This is a genomic window from Acidisoma sp. C75, from assembly GCF_054665095.1.
On sequence record NZ_BAAFHD010000012.1, the window covers coordinates 96,126 to 114,261 of the forward strand.

Sequence of the window (18,136 nt, forward strand, 5' to 3'; positions counted from 1 at the left end):
TCTCACTCGTTGTTTGTGCCTGTCACACGCCAATTTCATCAGGAGGATCGCCGCCATGAATGACCGGGGCAGCCAGAGCCAGAAGCAAGCGCCGCCAGCGCTCGATCTCGGACGCCGCGCCTTCATACGAGGCGCGGGCGCGGTCGGCGTCGGTCTGCCGCTGCTCGGCCAGAGCGGCCCGGCCTTCGCCCAGACAGCGACGCCGAAGCGTGGCGGGAACCTCCGCCTCGGCATGACGGGCGGCAGCAGTTCAGACACGATCGCGGCGAGCAACACGGTGACGGAGCTCGACAATCCGCGCGTCCTCGCGCTTTTCGAGCCGCTCGTCTCGGTCAACCGGCATGGCGTCGTCAGCAACGTGCTGGCCGATAGCTGCGAGCCGAACAAGACCGCGATGCAATGGGATATCCGCCTCAAGAAGGGCCTCACCTTCCACAACGGCAAGCCGGTCACGGCGGAGGATGTGCTCTTCTCGCTCCGCCGCATCGTCGATCCGAAGTCGCCGCTGCCGGGTGCGACGCCCCTCGCGCCTGTTGACTTAGCAAACGCCAAGGTGCTCGACCCGCTCACACTGCGGCTGCCGATGAAGACGCCTTATGCGGATTTCACCGGCGGCATCTCGGCGCCCGAATATTTCAGCATCGTGCCCGTCGGCTATGACGTGAAGAACCCCGTTGGCACCGGGCCTTTCAAATACAAGAGCTTCACCCCCGGGCAGCAGAGCGTCTATACCCGGAACGAGAATTACTGGCGGCCCGGCCTGCCCTATCTCGACACGCTGACGATCATCGACTTCCCGACCGATGATGCCGCCTTCGCCGCCCTGCAAGGCGGTGTCATCGATGTCTTTTCGATGGCGCCGGTCTCCCTGATGAGCCAGGTGGCGGCGGGCGGCCCGATCAAGGCCCTGGTGTCCGAGCCCGGGCAGTGGATCCCCTTCACCATGCGGGTTGATAGCGCACCTTTCAGCGACGTTCGGGTGCGCCAGGCAATGCGCCTGCTGGTGGACCGGCAGCAGATGATCGACGTGGCGCTCGGCGGCTATGGCGCCATCGGCGACGATGTGTTTTCACCCTGGGATAGCTGCTTCGATGCCTCCGCCTGGAAGCGCAGCCGGGACGTGGACAAGGCAAAATCCCTGCTCAAGCAGGCGGGGCATGATAAGCTGACGGTGGAACTCGTAACCTCGGATATCGCCAGCTCCGCTGTCCGCATGGCGGAAGTCCTCACCCAGCAGGCGCAGGATGCGGGCGTTACCATCAAGCTGCGCAAGGTGACGACGGATGTGATCTACGGGCCGCAATATCTCAACTGGCCCTTCTCGCAGGATTGGTGGAACTACAAGCCCTATCTCGCCCAGGTTTCGATGGAGATGCTCTCCACCTCACCCTTCAACGAGACGCATTGGGCGAAATACCCGTCCTACGATCGCTACCTCAAGCTCTACAATTCCGCGCAGGCGACGCTCGACCACGGCAAGCGTTGCGACATCATCCACGAGATGCAGAAGATCGACTATGACGAAGGGGCGCTCATCATCCCCTGCTTCAACAAGAACGTCGATCTGATGACGGCGGCGGTGAACGGGTTCCTGCCGAGCAATACCGGCTATGCGCTCGGCAATTTCGGCTTCGCCGATGCCTGGATGAGCTGAGATCCGGCCGCGCGGCTCATGCGCGGGCTTAACCTGCTGCGCATGAGCCTGGGGCGGAGAGACGCGATACGAAGCCTGGCGGCGCTCAGCTTGCCCTGCCGCCGGTAATCGCGGTCTTGATCGTCTGGCCGATCGAAGCATTGGGCGGCCGCTCGCCCGCGGGGGTCGGGAAGGCATCTTCCCAGCCGCCACCCAAGGCGAGGTAGAGCGAGACCAGATCGGTCGAAACCGCGGCGGTGCTATCCTGATACTGCCGCTGGCCGGAGAGCACGTTTTCCTGCGCGTTCAACACGTCGAGATAGGTCGCGATCCCCTGGCGGTAGCGATCCTGCGCCAGGCTGAACGCCTGCTCGTCCGCCTGCACGGCACGGGCGAGCAGCGCCCGCCGCTGCTGTTCCTGATCATAGGCGGTGAGCGCCGTATCGACATCCGAGAAAGCCTGTAGCACCGTCTTATCGTAGGCCACCATCGCCTCCCGCTGCTGCGCCTTGCTCAGGTTGAGCTGCGCCACCAGCTTGCCGCCCTGGAAGATCGGCACCGAGATAGCGCCGCCCAGCGTATAGGTGCGGGCCGCGGTGGTGAAGAGATTGGCGGTATTGTCCGACTGGATGCCGAAGAAGGCGAGCAGATTGAAGCTCGGGAAGAAGTCGGCGATGGAGACGCCGATATTGGCGGTCGCCGCATGCAGCTTCGCTTCAGCCTCCATGATGTCGGGGCGGCGGCGCAGCAGTTCGGAGGGTAGGCCGATCGGCACCACAGCCGGGGTCGGCGGCACCGGCTCGGCGGTATCCAGCTCATCGGAGAGGGCGCGCGGCGGCTCGGCGAGCAGCATGCTCAGGGCATTGATGTAGCGGGCGACATCGGCGCGGAAGCTTGGCACCGTCGCCTGGATCGTGGTGAGCTGCGCCTGTTCCTGGGCCACGTCCAGCTGGTCGGTCAGGCCCGCGGCGGCGCGCTGCTGGGTGAGGGTGAGCAGCTTGCGCGCGGTATTGACGTTATCCTCGGCGATCTTGAGCTGCATCTGGGCGTTGCGCAGCTGCAGATAGTCCCGCGCGACTTCGGCCAGCATCTGGATGAGCACGGCCCGCCGGTCGATCTCATAAGCTTCAAGATTGGCATTGGCTTCCTCGACCTGGCGACGTGTCTTGCCCCAGATGTCGAGCGCCCAGCGCGCATCGAAGCCATATTGGTAGAAGCTGAAGGGGCTGATATCGCCCGAACCCGAGCCGCTACTGGAGGAGCCGAAGCTCAACCCCTTGTCGCTCGGCTTGATCTCAGCCGCAGTGACATTGCCGGAAAGGGTCGGGAAAAGCCCGCTCGCCGCGACGCCGGCATTGGCCCGCGCCTCGGCGATACGGATGGTCGCGGTTTCGACATCGAGGTTCTGCGCCGCCGCCCGCTGCTCGAGCGAGTTGAGTTCGGGATCGTTGAAGCTCTGCCACCATTCGACATTGACGGGGGCGACGACCGGCTGGCTGCCGCCCCGCCCCGCGCCGCGGCCGGCGAGGAAGGAGGCCGGATCGTAGGGCGGCTTCGGCGGCTTGAAATTGGGGCCGAGCGTGCAGCCGGCGAGGAGCGCCGCGGCGCTCGTCATCAGCACGGCCGCGGTCAAAGGATGCCGGCGCGCTGCCCGATCCTTGCGAAGCGCCTTACTCATCCCTTCGCCAACTCCCCGCTCAAACATGCTATGACCGAACGGTTCGGTTAGCGTCTTGTATGATAGGTGCGAAAGCGCCATTGTCAAACCGCGATGGGGATTTGCAGGCGTGGTGCGGAACGATAACAATGATGCGCCTGGCGAGGGGATCGGTGACCCGCTCTCGCCCGAGCGGCGCAGTGCCATCCTCGATGGCGCGGGGCGCGTCTTCGCGCGGGATGGTTACGAAGGCGCCAGCATGGCGCAGATCGCGCGTGAAGTTGGTGTCTCAAAAGGCACCCTCTATAACTACTTCCCGAGCAAGGCGGCCTTGTTTCACGGCTTCGTGTCAACCAGCTGCGACCACGTCTTCAAACACATCTTCGATATCGTGCCGGCGGAAAACGAGCCGGAGGAGACGCTCCGCCGCGTCGCCTATGCGGTGATGGAACTGCTGCTCTCGCCTTTCCGGCAAGCCATTCACACCATGGTGATGGCCGAGGCGGGGCAGTTCCCCGAACTCGCGCAGGCGTTTTTCGACGCCGGCCCCAAGCGTGGCCTGCGCTACCTCGCGACCTGGCTGCGCCAGGAGAGCGAGGCCGGGCGCCTCTCCATCCCCGATCCGGAATTCGCAGCCGAGCAGTTCTTCGCCCTCTGCCAGACCAAGGTGGTCATGCGTGCTCGCCTCAAGCTGATGGATGCGACGCCTGCCGATATCAGCCGCGCCGTGGAGGGCGCGATCTGGGTTTTCCTCAAGGCCTATGCCGCCCCCAAGCAGCACGGAGACGCGCGTTCATGACGACCCCCCTGCCCGCGGTGGAAGCCGCGCTCGCGGCCCTCGCCGCCAGTGAAGCCGATGCCGAGGCCCGGCTCTTCGCCTTCCTGTCGATCCCGAGCGTCAGCGCCCAGCCGCCGCATGCCGAGGACTGCCGCCAGGCGGCCGCCTGGCTCGCCCGGGAATTCGCTGCCATCGGCTTTGAGACCAGGATCGAGCAGACGCCCGGGCACCCGATCGTCATCGGCCACCACCCGGGTCCGGCCGGCGCGGCGCCCGGCAGCGTGCCGCATATCCTCTTCTACGGCCATTACGACGTGCAGCCGCCCGACCCTCTGGAGCTTTGGACCAGCCCGCCCTTCCAGCCGACCATGGTGGAGGCGCCGGAGGGCCGGCGCGTGGTCGCGCGCGGCGCGGTGGACGATAAGGGCCAGGTGATGATGTTCCTCTGGGCCTGCCGGGCCTGGTATGCGGCGACGGGGAGCCTGCCGGTCGCGGTGACGCTGCTGCTGGAGGGCGAGGAGGAAGTCGGCTCGCCCAATCTCGATCCCTTCCTCGCGCGCCACAAGGCGGAGCTTGCCGCCGATGTCGCCCTCGTCAGCGATACCGGCATGTGGGACCGTACCACCCCGGCGCTGACCACCCGCCTGCGCGGCCTCATCTATGTGCAGATCAACCTCTTCGGGCCGGACAAGGACCTCCATTCCGGCATGTTCGGCGGCATGGCGCTGAACCCGATCAACGCCTTGACCCGCATGCTGGGGGCGCTGCACGATGCCGAGGGCCGCGTGACGATCCCCGGGTTTTACGACGATGTGGCGCCGCTGCCGGCGGCGATCGCCGCGCAATGGGCGAAGCTCGGCTTCGACGAGCCGGCGGCCCTGGCCGCGATCGGCCTCAGCCACGGCGCGGGCGAGCGGGGCTTCAGCGCGCTCGAGCGGCTCTGGGCGCGGCCGACCGCCGATCTCAACGGCATCTGGGGCGGCTATACCGGGGCGGGTGCCAAGACGGTGATTGCGGCGGAAGCGCATGCCAAGCTTTCCTGCCGGCTGGTGCCGGGCCAGGACCCCGCCAAGATCATGGCCGGGCTGCGCGCCTTCGTTCAGGCACATACCCCGCCGGGTGCGCGCGTCACGATCGACGATCTGAACGGCAGCCCAGGCGTGGAGGTGCCGGCCGACGGCCCCTATATCGCGGCCGCCGCCGCCGCGCTGGCGGCGGAATACGGCAAGCCGCCGGTGATGATGGGGTGCGGCGGGTCCATCCCCGTCGTCGGCTCCTTCCGCGAGATTCTCGGCCTTGATACCATCCTCATGGGCTTCGGCCTCGACGATGACCAGGTGCATAGCCCGAATGAAAAGTTCGACTGGGCCTGCTTCACCGGCGGCGCGCGCAGCCATGCCCGCCTGCTCGGCGAACTCGCCGCCCGCCGGGGGGCGAGTGGGGCTTGAGCGGTTGCGGCGCGCGGCGCCGCGGGATAAGCGAGGAGGCAGGCCACCCTGCCCCTTCCATCCTGGAGCCCGCCGCCATGCCCCGTTTGCCCCGCTTCCTTCCGCCGGCTCTCGGCCTCGCGGCCCTGCTTGCGCTCGGCCTGGCGCCGGGCGGCGCTGAGGCCCAGGCGATGCAGAGCTATCTGCCGCGCCGGCTGACCGGCAGCGATCTCGACATTCTGCGGGCCGAAGCCGCCAAGCTCGGCCCCAACGGCCCGGCCGAGGAAGGCTGGACCAATCCGAAGACGGGCCATTCCGGCGTTGTCACCTTCGTCAAGGCCTTCGAGCATGCCGGCATGACGTGCCGCGGCTTCAAATACATCTTCCACACCGGCACACCGACCGACGGCCTGCCCTATCAGCTCAACTGGTGCAAGAAGCCGAATGGCGACTGGGTAATGCTGCCGCCGAAAGGCTGAGCCCTGCGCCTGCCGGGCAGAGGATGCGGGCGCTTCCCCCGCCGCCGGGCTTCCTATATCTGCCACAGTCAACAGGGAGCATCCTCGCCATGTCGATCAAGAAGGCCGGCACCTACCACCTCGGCGATCTCACGGTCCGGCGCCTCGGCTATGGCGCCATGCAGCTGGCGGGGCCTGGCGTCTTCGGGCCGCCGCCCGATCGGGCGGGTGCGATTGCCGTTCTGCGCGCCGCGGTGGAAGCCGGCGTCGATCATATCGACACTTCGGATTTCTACGGCCCCCATGTCACCAACCAGATCATCCGCGAGGCGCTTTCGCCCTATCCGAAGGATCTCGTCATCGTCACCAAGGTCGGCGCGCGGCGCGACGACAAGGGCAACTGGCTCCCCGCCTTCTCGCGCGATGAGTTGATCAGCGCGGTGCATGACAATCTGCGCAACCTCGGGCTCGACCGCCTCGATGTCGTCAATTTCCGCAGCATGCACGGGCATCAAGCCCCGGCGGAGGGATCGATCGCGGCCGAGATCGAGGTGCTGGCCGAACTCCAGAGCCAGGGGCTGATCCGCCATATCGGCGTGAGCCAGGTGACGCCGACGCAGATTGCCGAGGCGCGGCGCATCGCGCCCATCGTCTGCGTGCAGAACCTCTACAACCTCGCCCATCGCGATGATGATGCGCTGATCGACCAGTTGGCGGCAGAGGGCATCGCCTATGTCCCCTATTTCCCGCTCGGCGGCTTCACCCCGCTGCAATCGACCATTCTGACCGAGGTGGCGGAGCATGCCGCGGTCGGGCCCATGGCCGTCGCCCTCGCCTGGCTGCTCGCGCGCTCCCCTAATATCCTACTCATCCCCGGCACCAAGAGCATTGCCCATGTTCAGGAGAATCTCTTCGCGGCCGATGTGGTGTTGTCGGACGCGGCACATGCCAAGCTCGATCTGCTGGCCCGCAAGAGCGAGGGGGCAGCGCCTGCTGCGCACTGAGCGCGCGCCCGGCCGCACCTCTTACTCAAGCGCAGCCGGATCGGGCGTCGTCAGCCGGAGGATGCCGAGCAGGAGATCCTGCTGCACTTCAAGGAAGGCCGCCCAGTCCGTCATCAGGAAGGCGGCCTCGATCTCGATCGTCAGCGCGGAATCGCTCAGCCCGGACAGCACGACGCGGGGCTTGCCACTGCCGCTCTCGATCAGCGGATGCGCGCGCAACATGCCGCGGATCTGCTCGATCAGCTCGGCGCAACGCTCGGGCGTCGTATCCCGCGGCAGGTTGATCTGGTGGCGAAACAGGCAGCGATTGCGCATCGAGTAATTCGTGACGTGCATCTTCGAGAGGTCGCTGTTCGGCACCGTCGTCAGCGTGCCGTCCTGGGCGCGCAGACGGCTGGAGCGCGGGCCGATCGATTCCACCTGACAGACCGCGGTGCCGACGAGGATGCTATCGCCGACGCGAAACGGCCGATCGGCGAAGATCGAGAACCCTCCTATGAGGTTCTCGACCGTTGATTGCGAGGCGAGCGCCACCGCGATGCCACCGACGCCAAGCCCCGCGACCAGGCCGAGCGCCGGAATGCCGAGGGCGTTCGCCCCATAGAGAAGAAGCGTGACGGCGCCGGCGAAGCCAAGCAGCCGCGCCGTCAGCCGCAGCAGATGCGAGTCGAAACTGTCATCCGGAAAGCGGGGCGAGGCGATGATGGTTTCGGCGAGGAAGAAGCACCCGGTCCAGGCCATCCAGGCGAGGGTGAGGTAGAGGATGACGGTGGAGAAGAAAGCCTCGACCGCGGCGAAAGCGCCGGAAAGGTTGAGCTGGGAGCGGATGAAGACCAGCATCACCACATAGAGCAGGAAGAACACCACCGGCCGGCTCAGCGCCCAGGCGGCACGGCCGAGATGGGCAGCCGTATCCCGCTGCCGCCGCCGCTCCGCAACACCGCCCCAGGAGATGCCGAGGGCGAAGACCAGAAGGATGAAGAGGACGCTCGCGATAACCTTCCAGGCCGGCGTGCCGAGCACGGTGCGGAGCGCCCAATCGGGCAGGCTTCGCACCAGGCGATCAGGCATCAGCGGGCCGGTGAGATTGACCTGGGCCCGCCGCCAATTGGCCACCCGGACCGCACGCAGCGGCGGGTTATGGATAATGAGCGCGTGATCGCGCGGGAGGGCGAGCACCGTATCGGCGGTAAAGAGATATTTCCCGGCCTCTGGCCCCTTGTCGATCCGGGCGATCGTGATGCTGGTGCCCGGCAGGCGCCATTGCGCCGGCAGCTTGGCCGCAGCTTCTCCGGCGCCGCCCGGAATGGCCGAGGCGGAAATGGGGGGCAGGCGGTTGAGGATATCGGCGAGATACATGATCGCCGCTCCCCCCATCTTGTCGCGCAGGGCGGGCGCCAGGGGCGCGAGATCGAACAGGCTCCGCGCATCCGCCACCGTGCCGATCAGCGCCTCCTCGCCGGCGAGCGTCTTGTGCCGGGAATAGGCGAGGAATTGCACCTCCACCCGCCGCATCTCGATGAGAAAGGATTGGTAGGTGGCGCTCGGGCTCGATGTGTCGAGCGGCTGGAGAGGATCGGCGACCATGCCCGGCGGTGCCACACCGTCCGGCAAGGCGGCGGCGGGCGCGTCGCCTGGCATGCTCGCCGCGCCCGCCGGGGCCAGATGGCCGGCAAGCCCCAGCATCAGGCCCAGAAGCAGGACCATCATCGGCAGCACCGCTGATCCGGAGCGAGGCCTCCCCTGCCGCGCTTGCCTGCTCCCCGGGGCATTCTCAGGCTCGACCAAAGCGCGCTCCCTTAGCCATAATATCCTCGCCCCGGCATCTTCCCGGCGGCAGCGCCGGCCAGCCTGGGCAGAGGGTCGTTTCTATCAGGCGTCGTTTCCGGTCGCCACGCTCCCTTCTGCCGCCTCCGGGTTAAGCCGGATTGAACGAGCCGGCCGCGATCTTTGATCGAGGTCAATGAATCCCCCCGAGAGAGACGCGCTTGTGGCGGCCGATCTTTTGCCGGAGCCATCGCGATGACCCGCCCCGACCTGCCTGCCTGCGACACCGCACCGACCGAGGCCTTCTGCACTGCGACCGCACGCGATCTTCTCGGCACCGAGTCCCCGCGCCGGCAGCGAGCGAGCGCTTCGGGCATCGCGCAGCAAGGCGCCGCCCTGCCCGATGCGGCGGCAACCGCCACCCATGTTCTGGAGGCGATCCGCCGTGCCGCGCCGCAGGCCCATCCCTATCGCCATTGGCTACCGCACGGCCTGCTGCCCGAGGCGCTGGTGGACGCGCTTCTCGCCCTGCCGCTCGCGCCGCCGCGCATCGGCGAAGGCTTCGGCCGCCGTGAGACGCATAATGCCGCCCGGCTCTTCTTCGGCACCGCGCAGCAGGGGGCCTTCCCCGTCTGCCAACTACTGGCCGATGCCCTGGCGACGGAGGCCTTCGTGCAGGGCTTGGCGGACCATACCGGGGCAGTGCTTTCCGGCACCTCGCTGCGCATCGAATACTGCCTGGACCGGGACGGCTTCTGGCTCGAACCGCATACCGATATCGGCGCCAAGCACCTCACCCTCTTGATCTATCTCGCAGACCCGCCGCCGGGCGAGGATTGGGGAACTGACCTCTACGAGGGGCCGGGCCGGCATGTCGGCACCGCCCCGGCGCGGCGCAATGCCGGGCTCCTCTTCGTGCCGGCGGCCGATACCTGGCACGGCTTCATACCCAGGCGCATCACCGGCGTGCGACGCTCGCTGATCGTGAACTACGTCTCCTCCGCTTGGCGGGCAAGGCATGAACTCGCCCAGCCCGATCAGCCGGTCGGGCGTGCCGGCGGAGGCGGGCCGCGGCTGTAAGGGCAGGGTAAGTCCGGGCCGGTAACGATTCGGCGGTTCTTCCCAGGGCGGACTCGCCACAATGATGCAGACCGAATGCCGTACGATCAGCCGGCCCGTCACCGCCGAAGAGGCATTCCGGGGGAAGCATCTGCTCGTCGTCACCGCCCGGCCCGATGCCGAGATGCTGCCGGCCCGCCACCCGCTCCTCGCCTCTGGGCGGATCACTCTGCTGCCTCTCTCGGGCGATGAGCCGGAGCGGCGGGCAAGCCCGCAGGCAGGGTTGCCGGCCGAGGGGGCAAGCCTCGGCTTCCCCGCCGGAAGATTGAGCTTCGCCATCCCCGCCGCCACCGCCCGGCTGGCCGAGGCGCTCCGCCAGATCGCGCCCGATATCGTGCTGACCCATGCCTATGAAGGCTGCGATGCGGATCGGGACGCGACGGCGCTGATTGTCCACGCCGCGGCCGCGCGCCTCGCTTCAGGTGGGAGAGGCGGCAGGAAGCCCGCCCTCTGGGCCGCCGCGGCCGATCGGGGCCGGCCGCCGGCGCCCCTTGCCGCGCCACCGATCTTCAGCGCGATCCCGCAGCCGTTGCGCATGCTGCCGCGGCATGATGGCCGGCGCGAACTGGCCGAGGCCTGGAGCCGGCTGGCCGGCGCGGCGCTGCAGGAACTGGCGATGCCGCGCGGCGCGGGGCCGGCCCAGCGCCATCTGCTGCCGGCCGTTCTCGCCTATCGCGCCGCGCGCCGCTGGATCAGCCTGCGCCACGGCCTCCGCCGCGCCACATGTCGCCTGGGGCAGGGCGTGCCCCATCTCGGCGCCGCGCGGCTTCTCTTCCTCGCCAGCCGCTGCCAGGGCTGGGAGAAATAGCACCCAGGCGCCGGCCGCCGCGCCGCGGCGGGAGAGGGTGCGAGCCGAAGAGAGGCCTTGGGCCGCGCAGGGGCTGGACAGGCGGATGCCGCCATGCACAAGGGCGGCATGCGCCGCCTTCTCCTCGCTCTCTGCCTCCTCCTCGGCCAGGCGCCCCTCGCCCAGGCGCGGGATTGCAGCCACCTGTTCCTGGGTGGCAGGCCACCCGCCATCACCGGCGGGCAGGCCGGGCTGGGGCCGAGCCTCTGCTTCATCGCTTTCGCCGTGCGCGTCTCCTCCGCGGCGCGCGATCCGCTCTGGTCAGCCGAATATCTTAGCGCCCATTACGCCCGCATCGCCCCCTTCCGCCGCCGCGCCGGCTCCTTCCATCCCGAGCAGCGCCTGCCGCCGGCCGACCGCGCCTATCCGCGCGATTACGGGCGCGGCTGGGATCGCGGGCACATGACACCCGCAGGCGATATCGCGAGCCGGCGCGCCAAGGACGAAACCTTCTCCATGGCCAATATCGTGCCCCAGCGGCCCCGCCTCAATCGCGGCATCTGGGCGGAGATCGAGATTGCCGTACGGCATCTGGCGGAGCGGACCGGCGGCGTCTTCATCGTGACAGGCCCGGTGCTGCAGCCGGGCGATGCGCGCACGCCGAACGGGCGGGTGCAGATCCCGAGTGCCACCTGGAAAGCGATCTGGGATCCGGCGGAGCGGCGGGGCGGCGCCTGGATCTGCACCAATAGCAACCGGCCACGCTGCCGCACGGTCTCGCTCGCGGCACTCGATCAGGCCGTCGGCGTCGCGCCCTTCCCGGCCCTCTCGCCGGCGGAGACGAGCCTGCCGCCGCTTTTGCCAAAGCCCGAGCCCTGGCACAGCACGGCGCGGCACGGCGGCCATCCCTATCACCACCCCACCCACTGGAGCGGCTGAAGACCGAAGCCACCACCGCTCAGACGAGGCCGATCTGCCTCAGGCTATCGGCGGTCGCCAGGATCGCGGCCTCGGCGCTTCGCGGCTGCCAGCCGAGCACCGCCCGCGCCTTGGCGCTGGAGGCGTTCTTCGGCTTGCCGAGTTCCGGCACGACAGAGGCGACCTGACGGTCGAACAGGCCAACGAGGCGCATCAGCCAGGTCGGCACCCGGCGGCGCGGCACCTTGCTGCCAGCCGGGCCGAGATGGCGGCGCAGCATCTCCGCGATCTCCCACAGGGTCACGAAATCGCCCGCGGTTGCCAGGAAACGCTCCCCCGCCGCTGCCGGGCTCAGCATCGCGCGGAGATGCAAATCCGCCACGTCGCGGACATCGACGACGCCGAGCGAGAGATCCGGGCAGCCGGGGATCGAGCCCTCCATCAGGCGTTTGACGATGAGGATGGAGGAGGCGATATCCGGGCCGAGCACCGGCCCGAAGACCGCGACCGGATTGATGGCGACGAGTTCCATGCCGCCGCCCTCGCGGGCGATGAACTCCCACGCCGCGCGCTCGGCCAGGGTTTTCGATGTCGGATAGGCCGCGACGCCGCGGGCGGTGGTGTCCGTCCAATCCGCCTCGGTGAAGGGCGCCTCGCGCGGGCGATGGCCATAGCCGATGGCGGCGAAGGAGGAGGTGAGAACCACCCGCCGCACCCCGGCATCGCGCGCCGCCTTCAGCACCCGCAGGCTGCCCTCCCGCGCCGGGGCGATGAGCGTCTGCGCATCCCGCGGCAGGCTGCTCGGGAAGGGCGAGGCGAGGTGGAGTACATAATCGCAGCCGCGCGCCGCCTCCGCCCAGCCGGCATCGGCCATGAGATCGGCCTGGACCAGTTGCAGTTCCGGCTCGCCGAGCGTGCCGCGCAAGGCGGCAGCGCGCGAGGGGTCGCGCAGCGTCGCGCGCACCTCATGCCCCGCCGCCCGGAGATCCAGGAGGCATTGGCGGCCGATGAAGCCGGTGCCGCCGGTTACGAGAACGCGTGCCATCGCCCTATCCTTTCTCTGCCGCCTCGGCCAGCAGGCGCCGCCGCGGCCGCGCGAGAGGCGGCGGTGGCGCGACAGAGTCCCGCAGGATGAGCCGCATCGGCAGCTCAGTCCGCAGCGCCGCGCCGACCTCCCCGCCGAGCCGTGCCCCGAGCAGCCGCGCCGCTTCCCGGCCAAGCTCGTAGGCCGGCTGCGCGATGACCGAGATCGCCGGTGAAACCGCGCTCGTCCAATCGGCATCATGGAAGGTGATCAGAGACAGATCGGCCGGAATGCCGAGGCCCGCTTGCCGTGCCGCGCGCAGCACATCGAGCGCGATGAGGCTATCGGAAGCGAGGATCGCCGTCGGCCGCCGCGCCCCGCGCAGCAGTCGGCGGAGCCGCGCTTCCCGCCCCGCCCCGCCGATCCCGAACTCCACGGCGGCGTAAGGATCGCCGATGCCGGCCGCCGTGAGGGCCGCGGCAAAGCCCGCGATCCGGTCGGTGACAGTTGAAATGTCAAGCGGAACGGCCGGGGTATAGGCCGGCGCCTCCAGGCGCGTCGCCGTGAGATAGGCGAGCCGGCGGTGGCCGAGTGCGAGCAGCTGCTCCGTCGCCTCCCGCGCCGCCGCATGATCGTTCATCGTCACGGTATCGACGGCAAGCGCCGGGGCCGAGCGATCGATCAGAACGAGGGGCCGCCCGGCGCGCAGAAAGTCCTGCAGATGGCCGAGATCGCCGGCGGCTGCGGGTGCGACGATCAGCCCGTCGATCTGTTTTCGCATCAGAACGTCCACCGCGGCGCGCTCTTCCCCGCTATCCTCGGCGGAGTTGGCGAGGATGACCTGCAGGCCGAGATCCTTCGCCGCATCGCTGACGCCGCGAACCGCCTGGCCGAAATAGGGGTTCTGGATATCGCCGACGACGACGCCGATCGTGCCCGAACGGCCGGTGCTCATCGAGCGGGCGATGTCGTTCGGCTGGTAGCCGAGAGCCTCCGCCACCTGCTGCACGCGCGCCCGCACCTCGGCACTCGCCGCGCCATAGCCGCCGAGGACGCGGGCGGCGGTTGCCTTGGAGACGCCGGCGGCCTTCGCCACTTCCTGGACGGTCGGCGGCCGCCTGCTGATCCTGTCACTGGCCATGCCCCGCGGTACGATCGGCCTCGGTCGCCGTCAAGGGATGAAAGAAAATGGTTGAGACCGGTCTCAGTTCTGTGCCAGGACTGTGACAGCCAAGACGTGCCGAGGCCTCTTCCTGTTGTCATGCATGGAGCCACGCCGATGAGCCCACAGCCCAAAACGCTTTTTCGCAGGGGCGTGCTCGCGCTCCTCTCCGTATCCGCAATCGCGATTGCATTCGGTGCCGCAGGAGCGGAAGCCGCGCCACCACCCGGAAACCCCTATCATCTGATCAGCCCTGCGACCATCAGCGTCGGCACGGTCGATGATTCAAAGCCCTATGCCTTCGTTGATGCCAGCGGCCATTTCACCGGTTTCGATATCGAGTTGTTTCGCGATATCGCGCGCCGCATGGGCTATGATTCGCAGCACGTCACCTTCACCGGCCAGGATTTCTCGGCGCTCATCCCCTCGGTCGCCGATGGCCGCTTCGATGTCGCGGCGGCGGCGATCGGCACGACCGCCGCGCGCAAGAAGTTCGTGGCGTTTTCGAACGGATATCTCGTTGGTTTCCTCTCAGTGTTGACCAACGATCCGAAGATCACCTCGGTGAAGGATCTGCCCGGCACCCGGCTTGGCATCCTGCAAGGCTCGCTCGAAGCGCTCTATGCCCAGAAGCATTTCACCAAGACCAGCCTTGTGGAATTCCCCGATACCAATTCCGGCCTCGTCGCCCTCAACAGCGGCACGATCGACGGGCTCTTCCTCGATTACGAGCAGGCGAAGCAGGAGGCCGCGCATTATCATGGCCTGCGTGATGCGATCGACATCCCCTCCTTCGACGCGCCGGCCGGCTTCGTCGTCCGCAAGGGCAACCCCGCGCTGCTCGATGGCATCAACACCGCGCTGCACGCCGCCATGCAGGACGGTACCTGGGAGCGGCTCTACAAGAAATGGTTCCCGGGCTCGCCGCTCACCCCGCAATACCTGCCGCATCACTGAGGCGAAGACGATCGCATGAGCTGGCTGGAGACGCTGCGCGAAACCTTCCTCGACTGGCCTTCGATGCTGGCGGTGCTGCCGAGCCTCCTGCTCGTCGGCCTCCGCAACACGCTGATCCTCGCGGTCAGCTCGACGATCCTCGGCGTCTTCATCGGCCTTGTCCTCGCCGTCTGCGGCATCGCGCGGATCGGCTGGCTGAAGGCGCCCGCGCGCATCTATACGGATATCTTTCGTGGCCTGCCCGCGATCGTGACCATTCTGTTGATCGGGCAAGGCTTCGCGCGGATCGGGCGGGAGATCTTCGGCCCCTCGCCTTTTCCGCTCGGCATCCTGGCACTCAGCCTCATCGCCGGGGCCTATATCGGGGAAATCTTCCGCTCCGGCATCCAGGCGGTGGAACGCGGGCAGCTGGAAGCCTGCCGCGCGCTCGGCATGAGCTATGCCATGGGCATGCGGCTGGTGGTGATCCCGCAAGGCATCCGCCGCGTGCTTCCCGCGCTCGTCAACCAGTTCATCGGCAATATCAAGGATTCGAGCCTGGTCTATTTCCTGGGCCTGCTGCCGAACGAGCGGGAGCTTTTTCGCGTCGGACAAGATGCCGCGGTCGATAGCGGCAACCTCTCCCCGCTTCTGCTCGCCGGCATCTTCTATCTGCTGATCACCGTGCCGCTCACCCATGTCGTCAACTTCATCGATGCGCGGATGCGCAGCGGCCGGCGGCCGACGGCGGTGGTGAGCGGGCTCGACGAAGCGGCGGAAAGCCTGCCGCCCTCGGCCGATGCTCCCCCTCCGGCGCTGCACGGCGGCCGGCTGGAACTCCGCGGTCTCGGCATGTCCTACGGTCCGCTCGAAGTGCTGCGAGACGTGTCGCTCGTCGTGCCGGCAGGCTCCGTCACCTGCATCATCGGGCCGTCCGGCTCCGGCAAATCGACGCTGCTGCGGTGCCTCAACCGGCTCGTGGAACCCTCGGCCGGCGATATCCTGCTCGATGGCGAAAGCGTGCTCGGCTGGAAGCCCGATCGCCTGCGCCGGCGGATCGGCATGGTCTTCCAGCAGTTCAACCTGTTCCCCGACCATACCGCGCGCGGCAATGTCGAGCTTGCGCTCCGCCGCGTGCAGCGCAAGCCGCGGGAAGAGGCGCGCGCCATCGCCGCCCGCCAGCTCGGCACCGTGGGGCTCGCCGCCCGCGCCGACCATCGCCCGCAAAGCCTCTCCGGCGGGCAGCAGCAGCGCGTGGCGATCGCCCGCGCGCTCGCGCTCGATCCCGAGATCATGCTCTTCGACGAGGTGACGAGCGCGCTCGATCCCGAGCTGGTCAAAGGCATCCTCAACCTCATGAGCGATCTTGGCCGCCGCGGGATGACGATGGTCGTCGTGACCCACGAGATGAACTTCGCCCGGAGTGTGGCCGATCAGGTGGTGTTCATGGATGAAGGCCGGATCGTCGAACTCGGCCCCCCTGAGGAAATTTTCACCCGCCCGCGGAGCGCCCGCCTGCAGCGCTTCCTCTCCGAGGTGCTGTAGCGGCCGGCGGCCGCCCGTCCTTCCGAAAGCAGAATGCCATGCCCCCTTCCCCGCTTCATATCGCCGTGCTCGGCGCCGGCATCTTCGGCGTCTCCGCCGCCCTGCATCTCCTCCGCCACGGGGCGCGCGTCACGCTCGTCACCGCCGGCAAGCCGGGGGATGGCGCGTCCGGCCGGTCGCTCTCCTGGCTGAACTCCGCCCGCCGCCGGTCGGAGGCCTATCACCGGCTGCGCATGGTCGGGATCGACCGCTACCGCACCCTCTCGGCCCAGCTGCCCCAGGCCGCTTGGCTGCGCTTCGATGGCGGGCTGACCTGGGACGCGGCCGGGGAAGGCAATGCGATCGCCGAGATCCACGCCCATGAGGTGGCGCTTGGCTATGATAGCCGGCGGCTCGGCGCGGCGGAGGTCTCGGCGCTCGTCCCCGGCGTCAACCCAGGCGCCATTCCGCCGGAGGGGGCGATCTTTAACCCGGGCGAAGGCTGGGTCGATCTGCCATCCCTCATCGACCACTTGCTGGCGGAATTCGCGGGTCGCGGCGGCAGCCTCGTCACCGACGCCGGGCGCGGGGAGGTTCTCATCCGCGGCGGGCGAGCGGCGGGCCTCCGCCTTGCCGGCCGCACGATCGATGCCGATGGCGTGGTGCTGGCAACCGGCCCGGCCGTGCCGGCGATGCTGGGGGAATTAGGGCTCGCCATGCCGGACGCGACGCCGATTTCCATGCTGGTGAAGACGCGCCCGCTTCCCCTGCCTCTCAGGGCAGTGCTGAACACCCCGCGCATCGCCTTGCGGCCAACGCCCGATGGCGCGCTGGTGATGGATAGCGCGTGGTCGGAAGAGGCGATCATCCGCCGCGCCGATGGCAGCTGGGCGGTGCCGGAAAGCACGATCGGCGCGCTTCTGGCCGAAGCGAGGGCGGTGCTGGCGGGCGCCCCCGTGCTCCAGCTCGAAAGCGTCGGCACCGGGCCGAAGCCGATCCCGGGCGATGGCGAGCCGGTGGCCGGGCCGCTGCCCGGCCTGCCGGGCGCCTTCGTGCTCTTCAGCCATAGCGGCGCGACGCTCGGGCTCATCCTCGGGGAGCTGATCGCGCGGGAGATCGCTACCGGTGCGGCGCTTCCGCTGCTTGCCGCCTTCCGGCCGGATCGCTTTCTTTAGCGCCTTTCCTGGTGGATAAGGCGTATCTGCAAGAAGCGGCTGCCGCCGCGCCTCGCCGATCCAGGTGATCTGTGAGCGGCGCTTGGGGCGCGGGAGCTGTCTCTCTCTGTTGAGGAACTTCGCGAATGGTCCAGGGCGCGCACCTGCTGGTAGGAGAGGCGTCATAATGGAGAGGGTTGAAAAGGTGCGGCAGGCTTTGCTCGCCGCCGGACATGAGGACAGCATCGCCGAATTTCCGGCAGGCACCCATACGGCGGCCGATGCCGCGGCGGCGGTTGGTTGCTCCGTCGCGCAGATCGCCAAGTCAATCGTCTTCCGCGCGGGCGGGCGCGTCATCCTGGTGGTCGCCTCCGGCGCTCACCGGATCGACCGGAGCAAGGTCTCTGCGGCGCTCGGCGAGCCGGTCAAGACGGCCGACGCCGCATGGGTGCAGAGCATGACAGGATTTGCCGTCGGCGGCGTCGCCCCGATCGGCCATGATTGCCCGGTCACGACGCTGATCGATAGCGCGCTTCTCCCGCTCGATCCGCTCTGGGCTGCGGCCGGATCTCCGATGCATGCTTTTCGGACGACGGCGGCGCAGCTGATCCGCCTCACGAAGGGCAGAGTTGCCGAGGTGCATCAGGATTGAGACGTCGGCTCGCACGCCTCTCGCAGCGGTCAAGTTTTATGTGATGGGGAATGGTTTGGTTGCGGGGACAGGATTTGAACCTGTGACCTTCAGGTTATGAGCCTGACGAGCTACCGGGCTGCTCCACCCCGCGGGG

Annotated in this window: 16 protein-coding genes and 1 tRNA gene; 12 read left to right on the plus strand and 5 right to left on the minus strand. The window is 68.2% G+C overall.

Annotated features, from left to right (window positions below):
• Positions 1 to 55: 55 nt before the first annotated feature.
• Positions 56 to 1,654 (plus strand): ABC transporter substrate-binding protein, encoded by a 1,599-nt coding sequence (locus tag ACYQ7X_RS15835; RefSeq protein ID WP_459698036.1) that lies wholly within the window; start codon positions 56 to 58, stop codon positions 1,652 to 1,654.
• A gap of 85 nt (positions 1,655 to 1,739) precedes the next feature.
• On the opposite strand, the gene ACYQ7X_RS15840 is transcribed toward ACYQ7X_RS15835, so the two are convergent.
• A complete protein-coding gene (locus tag ACYQ7X_RS15840) occupies positions 1,740 to 3,311 on the minus strand; it encodes an efflux transporter outer membrane subunit (protein ID WP_459698037.1) in 1,572 nt (523 codons plus the stop codon).
• Between the two features lie 109 nt (positions 3,312 to 3,420).
• Here ACYQ7X_RS15840 and ACYQ7X_RS15845 point away from each other — a divergent pair, with 109 nt between their 5' ends.
• The 4 genes from ACYQ7X_RS15845 (at position 3,421) to ACYQ7X_RS15860 (ending at position 6,957) form a co-directional block, all read left to right on the plus strand.
• Positions 3,421 to 4,089 (plus strand): TetR/AcrR family transcriptional regulator, encoded by a 669-nt coding sequence (locus ACYQ7X_RS15845; protein ID WP_459698038.1) that lies wholly within the window; start codon positions 3,421 to 3,423, stop codon positions 4,087 to 4,089.
• The gene (locus tag ACYQ7X_RS15850) at positions 4,086 to 5,516 is read left to right on the plus strand and encodes a dipeptidase (protein WP_459698039.1); all 1,431 of its coding nucleotides are present in this window, start codon (positions 4,086 to 4,088) and stop codon (positions 5,514 to 5,516) included. The genes ACYQ7X_RS15845 and ACYQ7X_RS15850 overlap by 4 nt, the downstream gene beginning before the upstream one ends.
• 77 nt (positions 5,517 to 5,593) lie before the next feature.
• A complete protein-coding gene (locus ACYQ7X_RS15855; protein ID WP_459698040.1) occupies positions 5,594 to 5,974 on the plus strand; it encodes an RT0821/Lpp0805 family surface protein in 381 nt (126 codons plus the stop codon).
• A gap of 89 nt (positions 5,975 to 6,063) precedes the next feature.
• Positions 6,064 to 6,957 carry an aldo/keto reductase family oxidoreductase gene (locus tag ACYQ7X_RS15860; RefSeq protein WP_459698041.1) on the plus strand — a complete coding sequence of 298 codons (894 nt, stop codon included), beginning with the start codon at positions 6,064 to 6,066 and terminating at the stop codon, positions 6,955 to 6,957.
• A 21-nt stretch (positions 6,958 to 6,978) separates the two neighbouring features.
• Here the strand turns inward: ACYQ7X_RS15860 and ACYQ7X_RS15865 are convergent, their stop codons facing one another.
• On the minus strand, positions 6,979 to 8,667 hold the full coding sequence (locus ACYQ7X_RS15865) for a mechanosensitive ion channel family protein (protein WP_459698042.1): 1,689 nt from the start codon (positions 8,665 to 8,667) through the stop codon (positions 6,979 to 6,981).
• 312 nt (positions 8,668 to 8,979) lie between these two features.
• On the opposite strand from ACYQ7X_RS15865, the gene ACYQ7X_RS15870 reads away from it, so the two are divergent.
• The 3 genes from ACYQ7X_RS15870 to ACYQ7X_RS15880 all read left to right on the plus strand — a co-directional run bounded on the left by ACYQ7X_RS15870 (position 8,980) and on the right by ACYQ7X_RS15880 (position 11,569).
• Positions 8,980 to 9,804 (plus strand): 2OG-Fe(II) oxygenase, encoded by an 825-nt coding sequence (locus tag ACYQ7X_RS15870; RefSeq protein WP_459698043.1) that lies wholly within the window; start codon positions 8,980 to 8,982, stop codon positions 9,802 to 9,804.
• A 61-nt stretch (positions 9,805 to 9,865) separates the two neighbouring features.
• Positions 9,866 to 10,651 (plus strand): PIG-L deacetylase family protein, encoded by a 786-nt coding sequence (locus tag ACYQ7X_RS15875; RefSeq protein WP_459698044.1) that lies wholly within the window; start codon positions 9,866 to 9,868, stop codon positions 10,649 to 10,651.
• 93 nt (positions 10,652 to 10,744) lie between these two features.
• Entirely contained in the window at positions 10,745 to 11,569 is an 825-nt protein-coding gene (locus ACYQ7X_RS15880; protein ID WP_459698045.1) for a DNA/RNA non-specific endonuclease, read from the plus strand.
• A gap of 19 nt (positions 11,570 to 11,588) precedes the next feature.
• Here the strand turns inward: ACYQ7X_RS15880 and ACYQ7X_RS15885 are convergent, their stop codons facing one another.
• Complete coding sequence (locus ACYQ7X_RS15885; protein ID WP_459698046.1) at positions 11,589 to 12,593, minus strand: SDR family oxidoreductase; 1,005 nt, start codon at positions 12,591 to 12,593, stop codon at positions 11,589 to 11,591.
• Between the two features lie 4 nt (positions 12,594 to 12,597).
• A complete protein-coding gene (locus ACYQ7X_RS15890) occupies positions 12,598 to 13,713 on the minus strand; it encodes a LacI family DNA-binding transcriptional regulator (RefSeq protein ID WP_459698047.1) in 1,116 nt (371 codons plus the stop codon).
• A 138-nt stretch (positions 13,714 to 13,851) separates the two neighbouring features.
• Here ACYQ7X_RS15890 and ACYQ7X_RS15895 point away from each other — a divergent pair, with 138 nt between their 5' ends.
• The 4 genes from ACYQ7X_RS15895 (at position 13,852) to ACYQ7X_RS15910 (ending at position 18,000) form a co-directional block, all read left to right on the plus strand.
• Positions 13,852 to 14,691 (plus strand): ABC transporter substrate-binding protein, encoded by an 840-nt coding sequence (locus ACYQ7X_RS15895; RefSeq protein WP_459698048.1) that lies wholly within the window; start codon positions 13,852 to 13,854, stop codon positions 14,689 to 14,691.
• 15 nt (positions 14,692 to 14,706) lie between these two features.
• The gene (locus ACYQ7X_RS15900; protein WP_459698049.1) at positions 14,707 to 16,215 is read left to right on the plus strand and encodes an amino acid ABC transporter permease/ATP-binding protein; all 1,509 of its coding nucleotides are present in this window, start codon (positions 14,707 to 14,709) and stop codon (positions 16,213 to 16,215) included.
• 38 nt (positions 16,216 to 16,253) lie between these two features.
• The gene (locus ACYQ7X_RS15905) at positions 16,254 to 17,369 is read left to right on the plus strand and encodes an NAD(P)/FAD-dependent oxidoreductase (RefSeq protein ID WP_459698050.1); all 1,116 of its coding nucleotides are present in this window, start codon (positions 16,254 to 16,256) and stop codon (positions 17,367 to 17,369) included.
• Positions 17,370 to 17,535: 166 nt separating this feature from the next.
• Positions 17,536 to 18,000 (plus strand): YbaK/EbsC family protein, encoded by a 465-nt coding sequence (locus ACYQ7X_RS15910; RefSeq protein WP_459698051.1) that lies wholly within the window; start codon positions 17,536 to 17,538, stop codon positions 17,998 to 18,000.
• 56 nt (positions 18,001 to 18,056) lie between these two features.
• On the opposite strand, the gene ACYQ7X_RS15915 is transcribed toward ACYQ7X_RS15910, so the two are convergent.
• Positions 18,057 to 18,133 (minus strand) — tRNA-Met (locus tag ACYQ7X_RS15915).
• Positions 18,134 to 18,136 lie beyond the last annotated feature (3 nt).